The following is a 14,570-nucleotide window of genomic DNA, read 5'->3' as shown; positions in this document are numbered from 1 at the left end:
GAAGGAAAAACCTGGCATAATTAAAGGGGGGGTAATCAATGGCTGAAATCACAGCGGCCATGGTCAAAGAATTAAGAGAGCGCACAGGTGCGGGCATGATGGATTGTAAGAAGGCCCTTATGGAAGCCAATGGAGATCTGGAAAAAGCAGTAGACCTGTTGCGCGAGAAAGGTCTGGCTGCAGCGGCCAAAAAAGCCGGCCGTATTGCTGCCGAGGGCGTGGTGGATGCTTACATTCACGGAGGAGGACGTATTGGAGTTTTAGTTGAAGTGAACTGTGAAACCGACTTCGTGGCCAAGACTGATGAATTTAGACTTTTTGTACGTGATATTGCCCTGCAGGTGGCTGCAGCCCGGCCTGAATATGTAAGGCGCGAAGATGTACCTGAACACGTAATTGCCCGGGAAAAAGAAATCTTAAAGGCCCAGGCGGCCAATGAAGGAAAGCCGGAAAAAATAATCGATAAAATAGTACAGGGACGGCTGGAAAAATTCTTTAAAGAGGTATGCTTGCTGGAACAGCCTTTTATTAAAAATCCCGATATTACAGTGCAGGATTTGTTGAATGAGAAAATTGCTAAAATTGGTGAGAATATTGTTATTCGCCGTTTTACCCGTTATGAGCTGGGTGAAGGGCTGGCCAAACGGCAGGACGATTTTGCAGAACAGGTTGCGGCTATGGCCAGGAGTTGATATAGGATAAAATTCCCGTCCTGGCAAAAGGATTTTTCCTGACGCTGTAGAAGTAAAACTGGGTAAATTGGAGGTTCTGCCGGTGACTCAGGTACCCAGGTATAAACGTGTAGTTTTGAAACTCAGCGGTGAGGCTCTGGCCGGCAGCCAGGGTTATGGTATAGACCCCGATGTAGTCAAGTCCATTGCCAGGCAGATAGACGAGCTTGTGCGTATGGGTGTGCAGGTGGCGGTTGTAGTTGGCGGAGGGAATATCTGGCGCGGAGTGGCCGGCAGTGCCAAGGGGATGGACCGGGCTACCGCTGACTATATGGGTATGCTGGCCACAGTAATCAATTCCCTGGCCCTGCAGGATGCCCTGGAGAAGCAAGGGGTGAACACGCGGGTGCAAACGGCCATTGAAATGCGGGAAGTAGCCGAACCTTACATTCGCCGGCGGGCCATAAGGCACCTGGAAAAAGGACGAGTGGTTATCTTTGCGGCGGGGACCGGGAATCCTTACTTTTCCACCGATACCACCGCTGCTTTGCGGGCAGCTGAAATAGAAGCGGATGTCATTTTGATGGCCAAAAGGGTTAATGGGGTTTACGACTCTGACCCGCTTAAGAACCCCAATGCCCGGCGCTATGAACGGCTTACATATATTGAACTCCTTAATAAAGGGCTGGCCGTTATGGATTCTACAGCTACTTCCCTGTGCATGGATAACCGGATCCCCCTGGTGGTTTTTAACCTTAATCAGGAAGGAAATATTAAACGTGCGGTACTGGGTGAAAATGTAGGTACCTATGTCGGGGGTGAATATGGTGGTTAATGCCAGAATTGCCGAGGCAGAAAGCAATATGAAAAAAACCGTGGAGCTGGTAAAAAAGGAATTTGCATCCTTGAGGGCAGGTCGTGCCACCCCTGCCCTTCTGGATAAGATTATGGTATCTTATTACGGTACCCCTACCCCGATCAACCAGCTGGCCACTATATCTGTGCCCGAACCACGTCTTCTGGTGATTCAGCCCTGGGATAAAAGCGTTCTTCCGGAAATTGAACGGGCTATTTTAAAATCTGACCTGGGGATTACACCTGCCAGCGATGGAACTGTTATACGCCTGGCTATTCCCCAGCTAACCCAGGAGCGCAGGGCTGAACTGGTTAAGGTAGTCAGGAAGAAAGCAGAAGAGGGTCGGGTTGCCATTCGAAACATCCGGCGGGAAATTAATGATAAGGTAAAGCAGCTGCAAAAAAACGGTGAGATTTCCGAAGATGAACTGCGCCGTGCACAGGACGAGATTCAAAAGCTTACGGACAAGTACATTAAGGAAATTGATCAGCTTTTGAATTCCAAAGAACAGGAGATTATGCAGATATAAAGTCATGCCCAGGGAAGAGCAAATTCCGGATGTGCTGGCTCTTAAACTGGAAGAAGCTTTAGCCATATGTAACCAGATGGGATGGCAGGTTGAGGTGCAAACGACAGCTCCTCCCCGGGGGATTTCCGGGGGAACGGAAAGGGTTGTACGCTTTACAGTAACTGCGCCCGGTAAAGGTGTGTTGACTGTGGCGCGGGAAAAAACGGGGAAGGAGGTGTGATCATTGGCCTATCGTATAACCGAGGACTGCCAGGCTTGCGGAACCTGCCTTGAATCCTGCCCGAACGAAGCCATCATTGAAGGTGATATTTACAGGATCGACCCCGACAAATGCGAGAGCTGTGGTACCTGTATTGAGGCCTGTCCTACCGGAGCCATTATTGAAGAGTAATTAAGTTAACCCCCTCTTCCGGAGGGGGTTGTTTTAATAAGAATATTACATATAATTTATGGTAATGCCTTTCTTTATCTGTTTGAAGAGGGGGAGGGCCATTTGCTGCTGAAGAACCTGGTGCGTATTTGGCAACGCAGTGGAAATAAAAATCTAGAAGAAGAAAGACTTCTGGCGCAGCTGGATCTAAGTCGCCTGCCCCGTCATGTGGCTATTATTATGGATGGAAATGGACGCTGGGCGCAGAGAAGGGGGTTGCCCAGAACTTACGGGCACCGTGCTGGAGTGGAGTCTTTGCGGGATACGGTACGCACCTGTGCCGAACTGGGCATTGGCTATCTTACCGTTTATGCTTTTTCAACGGAAAACTGGAAACGACCCAGGGATGAAGTGGATGTATTAATGGATTTGCTTGTCGAATACCTGCATAAAGAAATAGATGAACTCTGTGCCAACGACATTCGTCTTCACCCCATTGGACGTATTGTAGAGCTACCCTTAAGTGCGCAGGAAGCTCTAAAAATGGCCACCCACCGCACCAGGAATAACCGGAGAATGACCCTCAATCTGGCCTTGAACTATGGTGGACGGGTTGAACTGGTAGATGCCGTGCGATCCATTGTTAAAGAAGCGCTGGCTGGAAGAATAACTCCGGACCAGGTTGACGAATCAACCATTTCCGGTCACCTCTATACAGCCGGGCAGCCGGATCCCGACCTGTTAATCCGTCCTTCCGGTGATTACAGGATCAGTAATTTTTTACTCTGGCAGCTTTCTTACACCGAGTTTTGGATGACCAGTGTAATGTGGCCAGATTTCAGGCGGGTCCACCTTTTACAGGCCCTGGTGGATTTTCAACGGCGGGAAAGGCGTTTCGGCGGCCTGGTTAGAGGTGAACAAAAGTGCTCGGGCACAGAATCTTGAGTGCGCTGGTAGGTATTCCCCTCTTTATTGCTGCTGTATGGTATGGAAACCTGTTTCTCCTCGTTTTTACGGGGTTATTAATGGTACTGGCTGCTGTGGAAATAGTTGCCCTGTTTCAACGTATAAATTTGTATCCACCCCACGGGCTGGCTATTTTGGGAAGCCTGTTCCTGCTGGGTAGCTCATATCTTTACAGGGATGCCGGCCTGGCGGGAGCAGTGGTGCTGGTATTATTTATTATCCTTATCTTTATGGTGTTTTTATATCCCGCTTTCTCCCCGGTGGAAGGTGCGGTTACCCTGCTGGCAATACTTTATACCGGGTTATTCGTTTATATTTATTTGCTCCGCTTGTTGCCTGACGGTTGGGTATGGTTGACCTTTACCCTGGTGGGCACCTGGTCCAGCGATACCGTAGCTTATTTTGTCGGGAAAAGCTGGGGCCGCCGTCAGCTGGCCCCGGCATTGAGCCCTGGTAAAACCGTGGAGGGGGCTTTGGGGAGCATTGTTGGCAGTATCCTGGCAGCAGTAGCTTTTATCATCATTTATCCTTTTCTTCCCCGTGGTCTCTTGCTTCTTCTGGGTTTGTTGCTGGGGGTGGCGGCCATACTGGGGGATCTGGTTGAATCGGCCTTTAAACGACAGGCAGGAGTTAAGGACGCGGGGGATATAATTCCCGGTCACGGTGGCATCCTCGATCGTTTTGACAGTATGCTCTTCACTGCTCCACTGGTATACTACTATGTAGGGATGTTTATAATAAGCTGAGGTGACACGGGTGCCCAGGTCACTGCGGGTAGCCATTTTAATTACAACCGTTTTACTTGTTTATCTGGCCTGGAAATACGTTGTTCCAGAAATAATAGCAATTTTAAATTTCCTGTTAACGGCCTTTATTCCTTTTGTTCTGGCGGTGGTTATAGCTGTACTCATCGAACCGGTGGTGCGTTTTTTGCAACAAACCTGTCGTCTGAACCGCTCGTTATCTGTCGGCCTGTCCATGTTGATGGTTATTGGCGGGGCAGGTGCCCTGCTGGTCCTGCTGGTGTTGCGCCTGGCCACAGAGTTAGCCGAGCTTTCGGTACGCCTCCCCCAATATTTGGGGCCTTTGCAGGCGGAAATTGACCGGCTGGTGGAGAAAGGAAGGGTATTTTATTTCCACCTGCCGCCGCTGGTTACCGAGCGCGTGCAGGAAAACATAGGTACCCTTACGGGCTGGCTTTCTCATTTGGCCGGTCTGCTGGCCACTTCGCTACTCCACCTGGTCACTTCCCTGCCCAATGCGCTGGTGGCCATAATAGTGGCGCTTATAGCTACTTACTTTATAAGCCGGGATTACCGGTTGCTCATACAGTTCTGGCTTAAGATTTCCCCTGAACCCTGGGGCCAGCGGGTGGTGGAGGTAAGCCAGAGGGTTGTGGGAGCTTCCTTCGGTTATTTGCGTGCGCAGTCTTTTCTGGTAACCCTGACCACCGTGCAGAGCATTGTAGGACTTTATATAATTGGGGCGAAGTATTCTCTGACTGTTGGTTTACTGATTGGACTTTTTGATATTATCCCCGTACTGGGACCTGCTACCATTTACATACCCTGGGCTCTCTGGTCCTTTCTTACCGGTCAATTTGCTTTTGGGGTCAAGCTTGTAGTGCTTTATCTTCTGGTGTGGGGGGTAAGGGAAGTCCTGCAGGCCCGTGTTGTGGCGGCCAGTTTGGGTCTGCATCCACTGGCCGTTCTGGTGGCCATGTACGTGGGGCTTAAAACCATCGGGGTGGTGGGTCTGGTACTGGGCCCTCTGAGCCTTATTGCTTTGCAGGCTGCTGTAAGCACTATCAGGCCTTTAAATCGCAAGTAGGAGACGGTTCACGTATGAAAAATATTGTTATTCTTGGAAGCACTGGTTCCATTGGTCGCCAGGCTCTGGACGTGGCCAGGCGTTACCCGGATAAAATTCGTGTGATTGGCCTGGCTGCCGGCACCAACTGGTCTCTCATGGTTGAGCAGATCGGAGAATTTAAGCCCCGGGTGGTTGCCCTGGCCCGGGAAGAAGCTGCCCGGGAACTGGCCAGGCATCTTCCTCCAGGGGAGCGGCCTGAAATTTTTTGTGGTTCCGGGGGTTTGCTGGCTCTGGTAAATTCTATAGATGATGGGATGGTTTTAAATGCCCTGACGGGTACTGCGGGATTGAGACCCACCATGGCGGCTCTCGAAAAGGGCCTGGACGTAGCTCTGGCCAACAAGGAAACGCTGGTGGTTGCGGGTGAGCTGGTTATGAAGCTAGCCCGCAACAGAGGAGCCCGTATCCTGCCGGTGGATAGTGAACATTCGGCCATCTGGCAATGTCTTGCGGGTCAATCTTTAAAAAAAGTGGAGAAAATTATTCTTACGGCTTCAGGGGGCCCCTTTCGCATAGGACCTCCGGATCTTTCCAGGGTTACGGCAAACGAGGCACTGGCGCACCCCAACTGGAAGATGGGTAAGAAAATAACCATCGATTCGGCCACCCTGATGAACAAAGGCCTGGAAGTGATGGAAGCTCACTGGCTTTTCGATATGGACTATGATCGGATTGAAGTGGTGATTCACCCCCAGAGCATAATTCATTCGATGGTAGAATTTGTAGATGGTTCGGTTATCGCCCAGATGGGCCTTCCAGACATGCGCCTGCCCATTCAATACGCCCTTTCTTACCCCGATCGCTGGCCCGGTGAATTGCCACGGGTTAACTGGTTTGCTGTAGGTGAACTTACTTTTGAGCCCCCCGACACCGGGCGTTTTCCCTGCTTAACCCTGGCTTATTCCGCGGGCCGTGCTGGTGGAACCATGCCGGCAGTACTGAACGCAGCCAATGAAGTAGCCGTGGAGGCATTTTTATCCGGGGAAATTCCCTTTACCGGTATATACCGGGTTGTAGCCGGGGTTATGGATGAACATACGGTTATTTCCAGGCCCACCCTGGAGGAAATTCTGGCTGCCGATCAGTGGGCTCGCCGGGTGGCGCGGGAAAAAATAAGAAGGTGATGGTAGTGCAGACGTTTTGGGCGTCCATTCTTGTCTTCGGGTTGCTGATTATTTTTCACGAACTGGGCCATTTTATTGCTGCCAAGCGGGTGGGTATTAAGGTACACGAGTTTAGCGTAGGATTCGGCCCCAAACTTTTAAGTTTTCCCAGGGGAGAAACTGCCTATAACCTGCGTTTGTTTCCCCTGGGAGGTTTTGTCCGTATGGCCGGCATGGATCCGTCGGAAGAGGTGGAGGAAGAAGAAAGAAGTTACCAGAACAAAACCGTTGGCCAGCGGGCAGCAGTGATTGCTGCCGGCCCATTGATGAATTTTCTCCTGGCAGCTCTTTTGCTAATGATAATTTTTATGGTTCAAGGCTTCCCTACGCCCACTACCACCATTGGCAAACTGGTTTCCGGCCAGCCTGCCGATAATGCCGGCTTAAAGCCAGGGGATAAAATCGTTGCCATCAACGATAAACCGGTGGAGCGCTGGGAAGATGTTACTGCCCTGGTCAACGCCCATCCCGGCCAGCCTATTACCGTGATTGTGTTGCGCAATGGGGAGGAAAAGAGATTTGAACTGGTAACAGCCGTTAATAACGAAGGAAAGGGAATGATCGGTATTTACCCTCGGCAGGAGATGCGCCAGTTGGGGCCCCTTGCAGCCCTGTACCGGGGTATGGAGTATACGGTGCGCCTCAGCGGGTTGATCCTTGAATTTATAGGCAGGATGATAATCGGGCAGGCTCCGGCAGAAATTGGTGGACCGGTACGCATCGTTCAGGAAATCCATACCGCTGTCCGGATGGGGTTCTTTTATCTCCTGCAGCTGGCAGCATTCTTAAGTATTAACCTGGGTCTGTTCAACCTCCTGCCCATCCCTGCCCTGGATGGCAGCAGGCTTATTTTCCTGGCCCTGGAAGGGTTGAGAGGGCGACCTGTAGATCCCGCCAAGGAAAATTTTGTCCACCTGGTAGGGTTTGGCCTGTTGTTGCTCCTGATTATGGTGATCACCTATAAAGATATCCTGGGATTGCTTTAATGGGGGGAGGTTAGTGCAGCGGAGATACAGCCGCCCTGTAATTCTTGGCAATGTGCAGGTAGGTGGAGGGGCACCTGTTACGGTACAGTCCATGACCAATACCGACACCCGTGATGTCCGGGCCACCCTGGACCAGATTCACAGGCTGGTGCGGGAAGGTTGTGAAATCGTAAGGGTGGCCGTCCCCGATTTGCAGGCGGCCCGGGCATTAAAAGAAATAAAGGCGGGTTGTCCGATTCCCCTGGTGGCCGATATTCATTTTGATTATCGCCTGGCCCTGGCAGCCCTGGAAAGTGGTGCCGATGGTCTGCGGATTAACCCGGGTAATATCGGGGGACGGGAACGGGTGGCGGCTATAGTAAATGCTGCCCGGGGAAAAAAGGTTCCCATTCGTATAGGGGTTAATGCCGGTTCCCTGGAAAAAGACCTGCTTGCCCGGTATGGTGGGCCGACTCCCCAGGCCATGGTGGAGAGTGCGCTGCGCCATATTCGTTTGCTGGAAGAAATGGGGTACCGGGAAATTAAGGTTTCGTTAAAGGCGTCCCATGTGCCGGTGATGATTGAAGCCTACCGCTTGCTGGCCCGGGAGGTGGAATACCCCCTTCATGTTGGTGTAACCGAGGCAGGAACTGTGCGCTCGGGTACAATTAAATCTGCTGTTGGTATCGGTGCCCTGCTGGCAGAGGGAATTGGCGATACCATCAGGGTATCTCTAACCGGTGATCCGGTGGAGGAGGTGCGCGTGGGCTATGCTATTCTTAAGGCCCTGGGCTTGCGCCAGCGGGGAATTGATCTTATTTCCTGCCCTACCTGCGGGAGGACATGCATCGATCTCGAGCGTATTGCCCTGGAAGTGGAGGAACGCCTGTCCTGGGTGGACAAACCTCTCAAGGTTGCCGTTATGGGCTGTGCGGTAAATGGTCCCGGTGAGGCCAGCCACGCTGACGTGGGCATTGCCGGGGGTAGGGGATTCGGGTTGCTCTTCAGAGGAGGTCGTATTATCGGCCGTTTTCCTGAAAAAGACCTGGTAGATGCCCTGGTACGGGAAGTGGAAAAAATTTTGCAGGAAAAGAAATCTTCAGACTGAGGTACTGCCAGTTGTTTCTTTTCTCATTCCATATTCTGCTTGCTTGAGCACACTTTAGATTTGGTAAGGGGGAGCATTATAAAGTGCGTATCAGTCAACTGTTTTTACCGACCTTAAGGGAAGTACCGGCTGAGGCAGAGGTTATCAGTCACCAGCTATTGCTGCGAGCAGGCTTTATCCGTAAAGCAGCGGCCGGAGTATATACCTTTTTACCCCTGGCCTGGAGGGTGATCAAGAAGATAGAACAGATCATCCGGGAGGAAATGGATCGCCAGGGCGGGCAGGAAATAATGATGCCCATTATTCAACCGGCGGAGCTCTGGCAGGAGTCGGGCCGCTGGGATGTTTACGGTCCGGAACTTTTCCGTTTGAAAGACCGGCACGGGCGGGATTTCTGCCTCGGGCCGACCCATGAAGAAATTATAACGGCCCTGGTGCGGCAGGAAATCAGGTCCTACCGCCAGTTGCCCCAGTTGCTCTATCAGATTCAAAATAAGTATCGCGATGAGCGACGCCCCCGTTTTGGCCTGCTACGAGGGCGGGAGTTCATCATGAAGGATCTTTATTCTTTTGACCGGGACGAAGCAGGCCTGGAAGTGAGCTATCAAAAAATGTATGAGGCGTATACCCGGGTATTTACCCGTTGTGGTTTGAAATTCCGCCCGGTGGAAGCCGATTCTGGCGCCATTGGCGGCAATGATACCCACGAATTTATGGTGCTGGCCGATTCCGGCGAGGCCCTGGTGGTTTTCTGTCCTGATGAGTCATGCGGGTATGCAGCCAACGTGGAACGGGCTACCTCGCCGGTACAGCGTGATACTGTTGAGGAAGAAACCTCTCAACCCCTTAAATTGGTTGATACTCCCGGCATGCACACGGTGGAGCAGGTTACCGCCTACCTGGGATTAAATGCGCGCCGCCTTATAAAAACTATCCTCTACCAGACTGAAAAGGGGGTGGTGGCAGCGCTGGTGCGCGGTGACCGGGATGTTAATGAAGTTAAACTGCAAAAGGTTCTGGACGTGCTGCGCCTGGAACTGGCCGATGCTCCTACCGTGGAAAAGATCACCGGGGCGCGGGTGGGTTATGCCGGCCCGGTGGGGCTCCAAAATGTCCGGCTGGTGGCCGATGATGAAGTGATGTTGCTGGTCAATGCCGTTGCCGGTGCCAACCGGGACGATGCTCACCTGGTCAATGTAAATCCAGGACGTGACTTTGTCCCTCACATGGTGGCGGATATTCGTGTGGTGCGGGCCGGGGATCCCTGCCCCAAATGCGGCGCCCTTCTTCGGGAAACCCGCGGTATTGAAGTGGGCCAGATTTTTAAGCTGGGGGATAAATACAGCCGCCCTTTGGGAGCCACCTATCTGGATGAACAGGGCCAGAGCAGGCCCATGATCATGGGGTGTTACGGTATTGGTGTGACGAGAACCATGGCTGCAGCCGTGGAGCAAAACCATGATGAGGATGGGATTATCTGGCCGGTTTCCATCGCTCCATTTCATGTTGTGGTCATACCGGTTAATCACAAAGATGAACAGCAAATGAGCCTGGCCGAGGAGATTTATCAGGAGTTGCGGGCAGGCGGGGTGGAAGTGGTGCTGGACGATCGTGCTGAGCGGGCAGGAGTAAAGTTTAAAGACGCGGATCTGGTGGGGTATCCCATGCGCATTACTGTGGGGAACCAGGCGGTACAGACGGGAAAACTGGAATTGCGCTACCGGGCCACCAGGGAAATGCAGCTGGTGTCCCGGGAACAGATTGCCGGGCATATCCGGGAGTATATTGACCGTGCTGTGAGGGTATTGTGATGGTATTGTGAGGGGATAATTATGCCTGCTCTTAAACGGGTGGTCATTTTGTCGGTTATGGCGGGTACGGGCCATATGCGGGCAGCGTATGCCCTGCGGGAGGCTATTAGGGAAAGCAATCCGGCGGCAGAAGTAATTGTTCTGGATACTTTCCGGTATACCGCCCCTTTTTTAGAAAAAGTAGTTCTGGGTACTTATATGGAGATGCTTAAGATTACACCGGTGGTTTACGGCTACCTGTACCGCCGGGCGGAAAAAAGTCAGCCCTTTTCGGTATTTGCCAAACAGGAATTCAACCGTATCTTAAACAAATTGACCGCCCCCAAGCTGGTTAAATTTTTAAATCAGGCCCGCCCCCAGCTGGTTGTCTGTACCCATCCTTTCCCGGTAGGTATTCTTGACCGGTTGAAAAGCCAGGGCCTTTTACGTGTACCGGTGGTGGCCACCATTACTGATTTTACCATCCATTCCTTCTGGATTTTCCCCGGGGTGGATGCTTATCTGGTAGCCTGTGAAGACTTAAAAGGCCCGGTGGCCGAGTTTGGCTTTCCCCTGGAGAAAGTGTTTGCCACAGGAATTCCTATAGATCCTGCATTTGCCCGGCCGGTGGATCGCTTGAGTATTCAAAAGAAACTTGAGCTGAACCCTTTTCTACCTACCGTACTGGTTATGGGAGGCGGCCTGGGGTTGGGTCCACTGGCCGAGGTGGTGCAATACCTGGGTAACGGTTCCATGCCCTGCCAGCTGCTGGTGGTTGCCGGGCATAATGAGCAGCTTCGGAAGCGACTGATGCAGGTGGCCAGATCCTGCTGTTACCCCACCAGAATTTTTGGGTTCGTCGATAATATTCACGAGCTTATGTCCGTAGCTCATATCATGGTGGGTAAGGCAGGCGGGCTGAGCTGTGCGGAAGCCCTGGCCAAAGGCTTGCCCATATGTATTGTGGATCCCCTGCCCGGTCAAGAGGAACGTAATACGGAATTTTTATGTCAGGCTGGTGTTGCGGTAAAAGTAGACAGGGTTCAGGACGTAGCCCCGCAGATCCAGTCCTGCCTGTCAGATACCCGACGCCTTCAGGCCATGTCTTCAGCGGCTGCCCGTTTGGGTAAACCTTGTGCGGCGCGGGAGGCTGTGGAACTGATGAGTAGGATTTTAGAGCAGGAAATACCGGCTGCAGCGCGGGAATAGCGGCGGGGGGATATTAGTGTTAACGGAGAAGGAGATTATCCTGCGGTTGGTGCTGGCAGTGGTTCTGGGTGGGATGATCGGCCTGGAACGGGAAAGGCTTTACGTTTCCATCCGTACCTATTCAGCGGGTTTTCGCACCCATATTCTGGTCTGTGTGGGTGCGGCCCTGGCTATGGTTGTTTCGGAGGGCCTCCATTACCAGTTCAGGGGTGATGCAGCCCGGGTGGCGGCCCAGGTGGTTAGTGGAATTGGTTTTCTTGGTGCGGGAGCCATTTTAAGGGAAGGCCCCCTGGTACGCGGCCTTACCACTGCTGCCAGTTTGTGGGTGGTGGCCTGCGTGGGTCTGGCAGCGGGGGGAGGGTTTTACCTGGCGGCCACTCTGGGTACCGTTCTGGTTCTGTTTGCCCTGGTTATCCTGGGGGCAATAGAAGATTACGTACGTAAAAGACAGCAGGAAGATGTATTAAATCTGGTGGTGGCCAGTGCTCCGGAAGACATTCAGAGGGTAGGAACCCTGCTCGGGGAATTTGGTTTGATAGTTAAAAATATTGAAGTGGAAAAGATGGGTGATGGAGAGCGCCACCTGTTAAAAATTACCGTTCAGTTTCGCCCCCATGTGAACCGTGTATTAATTTTAAACAAGCTGGCCTCCTTGCCCGGTGTATACCGGGTCGAACACCGGCACAATTAAAGACCTTGCCAGTAACCGCTTTATGTGGTATACTATCATTTGGTTTATGTCAGCTGCCTTTTGTCAGGAACAGGAGTGGGTAATACCCACTCTTTCGTCTTATAATACGGGTACAGCAAGTAAAACGCCAGTATATGATTCCTTTAAAGATTTGAGAGGGAGGATGCGGCCGTGACTAAAAATAAGGTCGTGGCGACGGTGGAGGAGCTGGCCACCCCCCTGGTAAACAGCCTGGGGTTGGAGCTGGTGGATGTGGAATATGTAAAGGAGGGAAGACGCTGGTACCTGCGCATTTTTATAGATAAGCCCGGAGGAGTAACTCTTGATGACTGCCAGGCGGTATCAGAGGCCCTGGATCCCATCTTAGACGAAGTTGATCCCATACCCCATTCCTATCATCTGGAAGTATCTTCCCCCGGCATTGAACGGCCTTTGAAGAAGCCTGCCGATTTTGAACGCTTCTCAGGGTGCAGGGTTCAGCTTACTACCTTTACTCCACAGGATGGGCAGCGAAAATTTACCGGTCGCCTGGAGGGCTTACAAAACCAGATGGTAGTGCTTACCCTGGATGATGGGCAGGAGCGGCGCATCCCCTTTTCAGAAGTGGCAACTGCAAGGTTAAAGGCAAGCTGGCTCTAGGAGGCAGGCGAAAAATGAATACCGAGATTTTAGCAGCTGTTAAGGAACTGGAAAAAGAAAAAGGTATTTCAGCTGAAATCCTTTTTGAGGCCCTTGAGGCGGCTCTGCTTTCTGCATACCGGCGCAATTTCGGCTCCCTGCAAAATGCCCGGGTGGTTATTGATCGCCAGACCGGTGATTTCAAAGTATACTCCCAGCGTACGGTGGTAGAGGAAGTGACGGATCCGCGGCTGGAAATTTCCCTTGAGGAGGCCCGGAAGATCGACCCGCGTTACCAGGTGGGGGATGTCATTGAAAGTGAGGTCACTCCGAGAAACTTCGGAAGAATCGCTGCCCAGACGGCCAAACAGGTAGTGGTTCAGCGTATCCGGGAGGCGGAGCGTAATATAGTTTATGAGGAATTTGCCAGCCGGGAAGGTGATATCGTTACAGGTATTATCCAGCGCGTGGAGCAGAGGAACGTTTACATTAGTCTGGGCCGGACAGAAGCGATTCTGGCTCCTCCAGAGCAGATGCCCGGGGAAGTGTATCGCCCCGGCAACAGGATTAAAACCTATGTCATGGAAGTGCGCAAGACCACCAAGGGTCCGCAGATACTGGTTTCCCGTACCCACCCGGGCCTTTTAAAAAGGCTTCTCGAGCTGGAAATACCCGAGTTCCAGGAAGGCTTGGTGGAATTGAAGGCCATTGCCCGGGAAGCAGGTTACCGGTCCAAAATTGCCGTTTATTCCAGGGAAGAAAAACTTGATCCCGTTGGTGCGTGCGTGGGACCGAAGGGGGCACGCATCCAGGCTATTGTCAATGAGTTAAACGGGGAAAAAATTGATGTAATTAAGTGGAACCCCGATCCTTCCAAGTTTGTGGCCGCAGCATTGAGCCCGGCCAAGGTAATAGCGGTAGAGATCTGGGAAGAAGAAAAAATCGCCCGGGTAATTGTGCCGGATTACCAGCTGTCCCTGGCCATTGGAAGAGAGGGTCAAAATGCCCGCCTGGCAGCCAAACTCACTGGATGGAAGATAGATATAAAAAGCGAATCCCAGATGCAGGAGATATATGCCCAGGAATACAGGGAGTATTATGGTGATGACAGCGCATTGTAAATTCCGGGCAGAAGGAAGGTGATCCGTTTGCCCAGGGTAAAAAAGGTACCTCTGCGTATGTGTGTGGGTTGCCAGGAAATGAAGCCCAAAAAGGAGTTGATCCGGGTTGTACGTACACCCCAGGATACCATTGAAATTGATCCCACGGGCAAGCGTTCCGGACGCGGAGCTTACCTTTGCCCCAGGTTAGAGTGCTTACAGAAAGCCATAAAAGGTAAGAGACTGGAGAAGGCCCTGCAACGCTCTGTGGCTCCGGAAATCATCCAGTCCCTGGTTGAGGGATTGCAAAAATGATGCTGGACAGGGGAGCAGAACAGATGCTTTATCTGGCCCGGCGTGCAGGGTGCATCGTTGGAGGAGATAGGGCTGTGCGATGGGCTATCCGGCGGGGTAGCGCAAGGCTGGTACTCCTGGCTACAAATGCTTCCATGCGTACCAGGAAAAACTTTTTGTTTTTGGCCCGTTCCATGGGGGTTCCTGTAATCATCTGGAATCTGAAGGAAGAGCTGGGACGCATCATGAATCGCGCTACCTGTGCCGTGATGGCCATTACTGATGAAAATTTTTCCCGGGGTATTTTACAACATTTGGAAAGGAGAGATAGTGGCTAGTCGTTGGTTGTTGGTTGTTGGTGGTTGGTG

The 14,570-nt window shown here is 52.1% G+C and carries 18 protein-coding genes; all 18 read left to right on the top strand.

What is annotated here, in order from left to right:
- Positions 1-38 precede the first annotated feature (38 nt).
- The 18 genes from tsf (at position 39) to BR83_RS0100580 (ending at position 14,540) form a co-directional block, all read left to right on the top strand.
- Positions 39-692: a translation elongation factor Ts gene (gene tsf / locus BR83_RS0100665; protein ID WP_027355465.1), complete on the top strand. Its 654-nt coding sequence runs from the start codon at positions 39-41 to the stop codon at positions 690-692.
- 82 nt (positions 693-774) lie between these two features.
- Entirely contained in the window at positions 775-1,506 is a 732-nt protein-coding gene (gene pyrH / locus BR83_RS0100660) for a UMP kinase (RefSeq protein ID WP_027355464.1), read from the top strand.
- The gene (gene frr / locus BR83_RS0100655; RefSeq protein WP_207640161.1) at positions 1,496-2,056 is read left to right on the top strand and encodes a ribosome recycling factor; all 561 of its coding nucleotides are present in this window, start codon (positions 1,496-1,498) and stop codon (positions 2,054-2,056) included. The genes pyrH and frr overlap by 11 nt, the downstream gene beginning before the upstream one ends.
- A 4-nt stretch (positions 2,057-2,060) precedes the next feature.
- Positions 2,061-2,276, top strand: a complete 216-nt coding sequence (locus BR83_RS0100650; RefSeq protein WP_027355462.1) for a hypothetical protein — start codon at positions 2,061-2,063, stop codon at positions 2,274-2,276.
- Between the two features lie 3 nt (positions 2,277-2,279).
- A complete protein-coding gene (locus BR83_RS0100645; protein WP_027355461.1) occupies positions 2,280-2,447 on the top strand; it encodes a DUF362 domain-containing protein in 168 nt (55 codons plus the stop codon).
- A 105-nt stretch (positions 2,448-2,552) separates the two neighbouring features.
- Positions 2,553-3,371 (top strand): isoprenyl transferase, encoded by an 819-nt coding sequence (locus BR83_RS0100640; protein WP_027355460.1) that lies wholly within the window; start codon positions 2,553-2,555, stop codon positions 3,369-3,371.
- On the top strand, positions 3,350-4,138 hold the full coding sequence (locus tag BR83_RS0100635; protein WP_027355459.1) for a phosphatidate cytidylyltransferase: 789 nt from the start codon (positions 3,350-3,352) through the stop codon (positions 4,136-4,138). Before BR83_RS0100640 ends, BR83_RS0100635 begins: the two co-directional genes overlap by 22 nt.
- A 10-nt stretch (positions 4,139-4,148) precedes the next feature.
- The gene (gene ytvI, locus BR83_RS0100630; protein WP_027355458.1) at positions 4,149-5,222 is read left to right on the top strand and encodes a sporulation integral membrane protein YtvI; all 1,074 of its coding nucleotides are present in this window, start codon (positions 4,149-4,151) and stop codon (positions 5,220-5,222) included.
- 14 nt (positions 5,223-5,236) lie between these two features.
- Positions 5,237-6,388 carry a 1-deoxy-D-xylulose-5-phosphate reductoisomerase gene (locus BR83_RS0100625; RefSeq protein ID WP_027355457.1) on the top strand — a complete coding sequence of 384 codons (1,152 nt, stop codon included), beginning with the start codon at positions 5,237-5,239 and terminating at the stop codon, positions 6,386-6,388.
- Positions 6,389-6,393: 5 nt separating this feature from the next.
- Positions 6,394-7,413, top strand: coding sequence for an RIP metalloprotease RseP (gene rseP, locus BR83_RS0100620; protein ID WP_027355456.1), 1,020 nt, complete (start codon positions 6,394-6,396; stop codon positions 7,411-7,413).
- A 13-nt stretch (positions 7,414-7,426) separates the two neighbouring features.
- The gene (gene ispG, locus BR83_RS0100615) at positions 7,427-8,500 is read left to right on the top strand and encodes a flavodoxin-dependent (E)-4-hydroxy-3-methylbut-2-enyl-diphosphate synthase (RefSeq protein WP_027355455.1); all 1,074 of its coding nucleotides are present in this window, start codon (positions 7,427-7,429) and stop codon (positions 8,498-8,500) included.
- An 83-nt stretch (positions 8,501-8,583) separates the two neighbouring features.
- Positions 8,584-10,311: a proline--tRNA ligase gene (locus BR83_RS0100610; RefSeq protein WP_027355454.1), complete on the top strand. Its 1,728-nt coding sequence runs from the start codon at positions 8,584-8,586 to the stop codon at positions 10,309-10,311.
- Positions 10,312-10,332: 21 nt separating this feature from the next.
- Positions 10,333-11,499: an MGDG synthase family glycosyltransferase gene (locus BR83_RS0100605; RefSeq protein ID WP_027355453.1), complete on the top strand. Its 1,167-nt coding sequence runs from the start codon at positions 10,333-10,335 to the stop codon at positions 11,497-11,499.
- 16 nt (positions 11,500-11,515) lie between these two features.
- The gene (locus tag BR83_RS0100600; protein WP_027355452.1) at positions 11,516-12,190 is read left to right on the top strand and encodes an MgtC/SapB family protein; all 675 of its coding nucleotides are present in this window, start codon (positions 11,516-11,518) and stop codon (positions 12,188-12,190) included.
- A gap of 171 nt (positions 12,191-12,361) precedes the next feature.
- The gene (gene rimP / locus BR83_RS0100595) at positions 12,362-12,829 is read left to right on the top strand and encodes a ribosome maturation factor RimP (protein WP_027355451.1); all 468 of its coding nucleotides are present in this window, start codon (positions 12,362-12,364) and stop codon (positions 12,827-12,829) included.
- A 14-nt stretch (positions 12,830-12,843) separates the two neighbouring features.
- Entirely contained in the window at positions 12,844-13,929 is a 1,086-nt protein-coding gene (gene nusA, locus BR83_RS0100590) for a transcription termination factor NusA (RefSeq protein WP_027355450.1), read from the top strand.
- A 27-nt stretch (positions 13,930-13,956) separates the two neighbouring features.
- Positions 13,957-14,223, top strand: a complete 267-nt coding sequence (gene rnpM / locus BR83_RS0100585; protein WP_027355449.1) for an RNase P modulator RnpM — start codon at positions 13,957-13,959, stop codon at positions 14,221-14,223.
- Complete coding sequence (locus BR83_RS0100580; protein WP_027355448.1) at positions 14,220-14,540, top strand: L7Ae/L30e/S12e/Gadd45 family ribosomal protein; 321 nt, start codon at positions 14,220-14,222, stop codon at positions 14,538-14,540. The genes rnpM and BR83_RS0100580 overlap by 4 nt, the downstream gene beginning before the upstream one ends.
- Positions 14,541-14,570 lie beyond the last annotated feature (30 nt).

The organism is Desulfofundulus thermocisternus DSM 10259, assembly GCF_000686645.1.
Taxonomy (GTDB): Bacteria; Bacillota; Desulfotomaculia; order Desulfotomaculales; family Desulfovirgulaceae; genus Desulfofundulus; species Desulfofundulus australicus.
The sequence above is the reverse complement of the archived record's forward strand: the minus strand, read 5'-3'. Positions and strand labels throughout refer to the sequence as shown.

Bases quoted from the DNA above. Each gene is read 5' to 3' on its own strand.
- tsf (WP_027355465.1), top strand. From the start codon at position 39: ATGGCTGAAATCACAGCGGCCATGGTCAAAGAATTAAGAGAGCGCACA.
- frr (WP_207640161.1), top strand. From the start codon at position 1,496: ATGGTGGTTAATGCCAGAATTGCCGAGGCAGAAAGCAATATGAAAAAA.
- BR83_RS0100650 (WP_027355462.1), top strand. From the start codon at position 2,061: ATGCCCAGGGAAGAGCAAATTCCGGATGTGCTGGCTCTTAAACTGGAA.
- BR83_RS0100625 (WP_027355457.1), top strand. From the start codon at position 5,237: ATGAAAAATATTGTTATTCTTGGAAGCACTGGTTCCATTGGTCGCCAG.
- BR83_RS0100605 (WP_027355453.1), top strand. From the start codon at position 10,333: ATGCCTGCTCTTAAACGGGTGGTCATTTTGTCGGTTATGGCGGGTACG.
- nusA (WP_027355450.1), top strand. From the start codon at position 12,844: ATGAATACCGAGATTTTAGCAGCTGTTAAGGAACTGGAAAAAGAAAAA.
- BR83_RS0100580 (WP_027355448.1), top strand. From the start codon at position 14,220: ATGATGCTGGACAGGGGAGCAGAACAGATGCTTTATCTGGCCCGGCGT.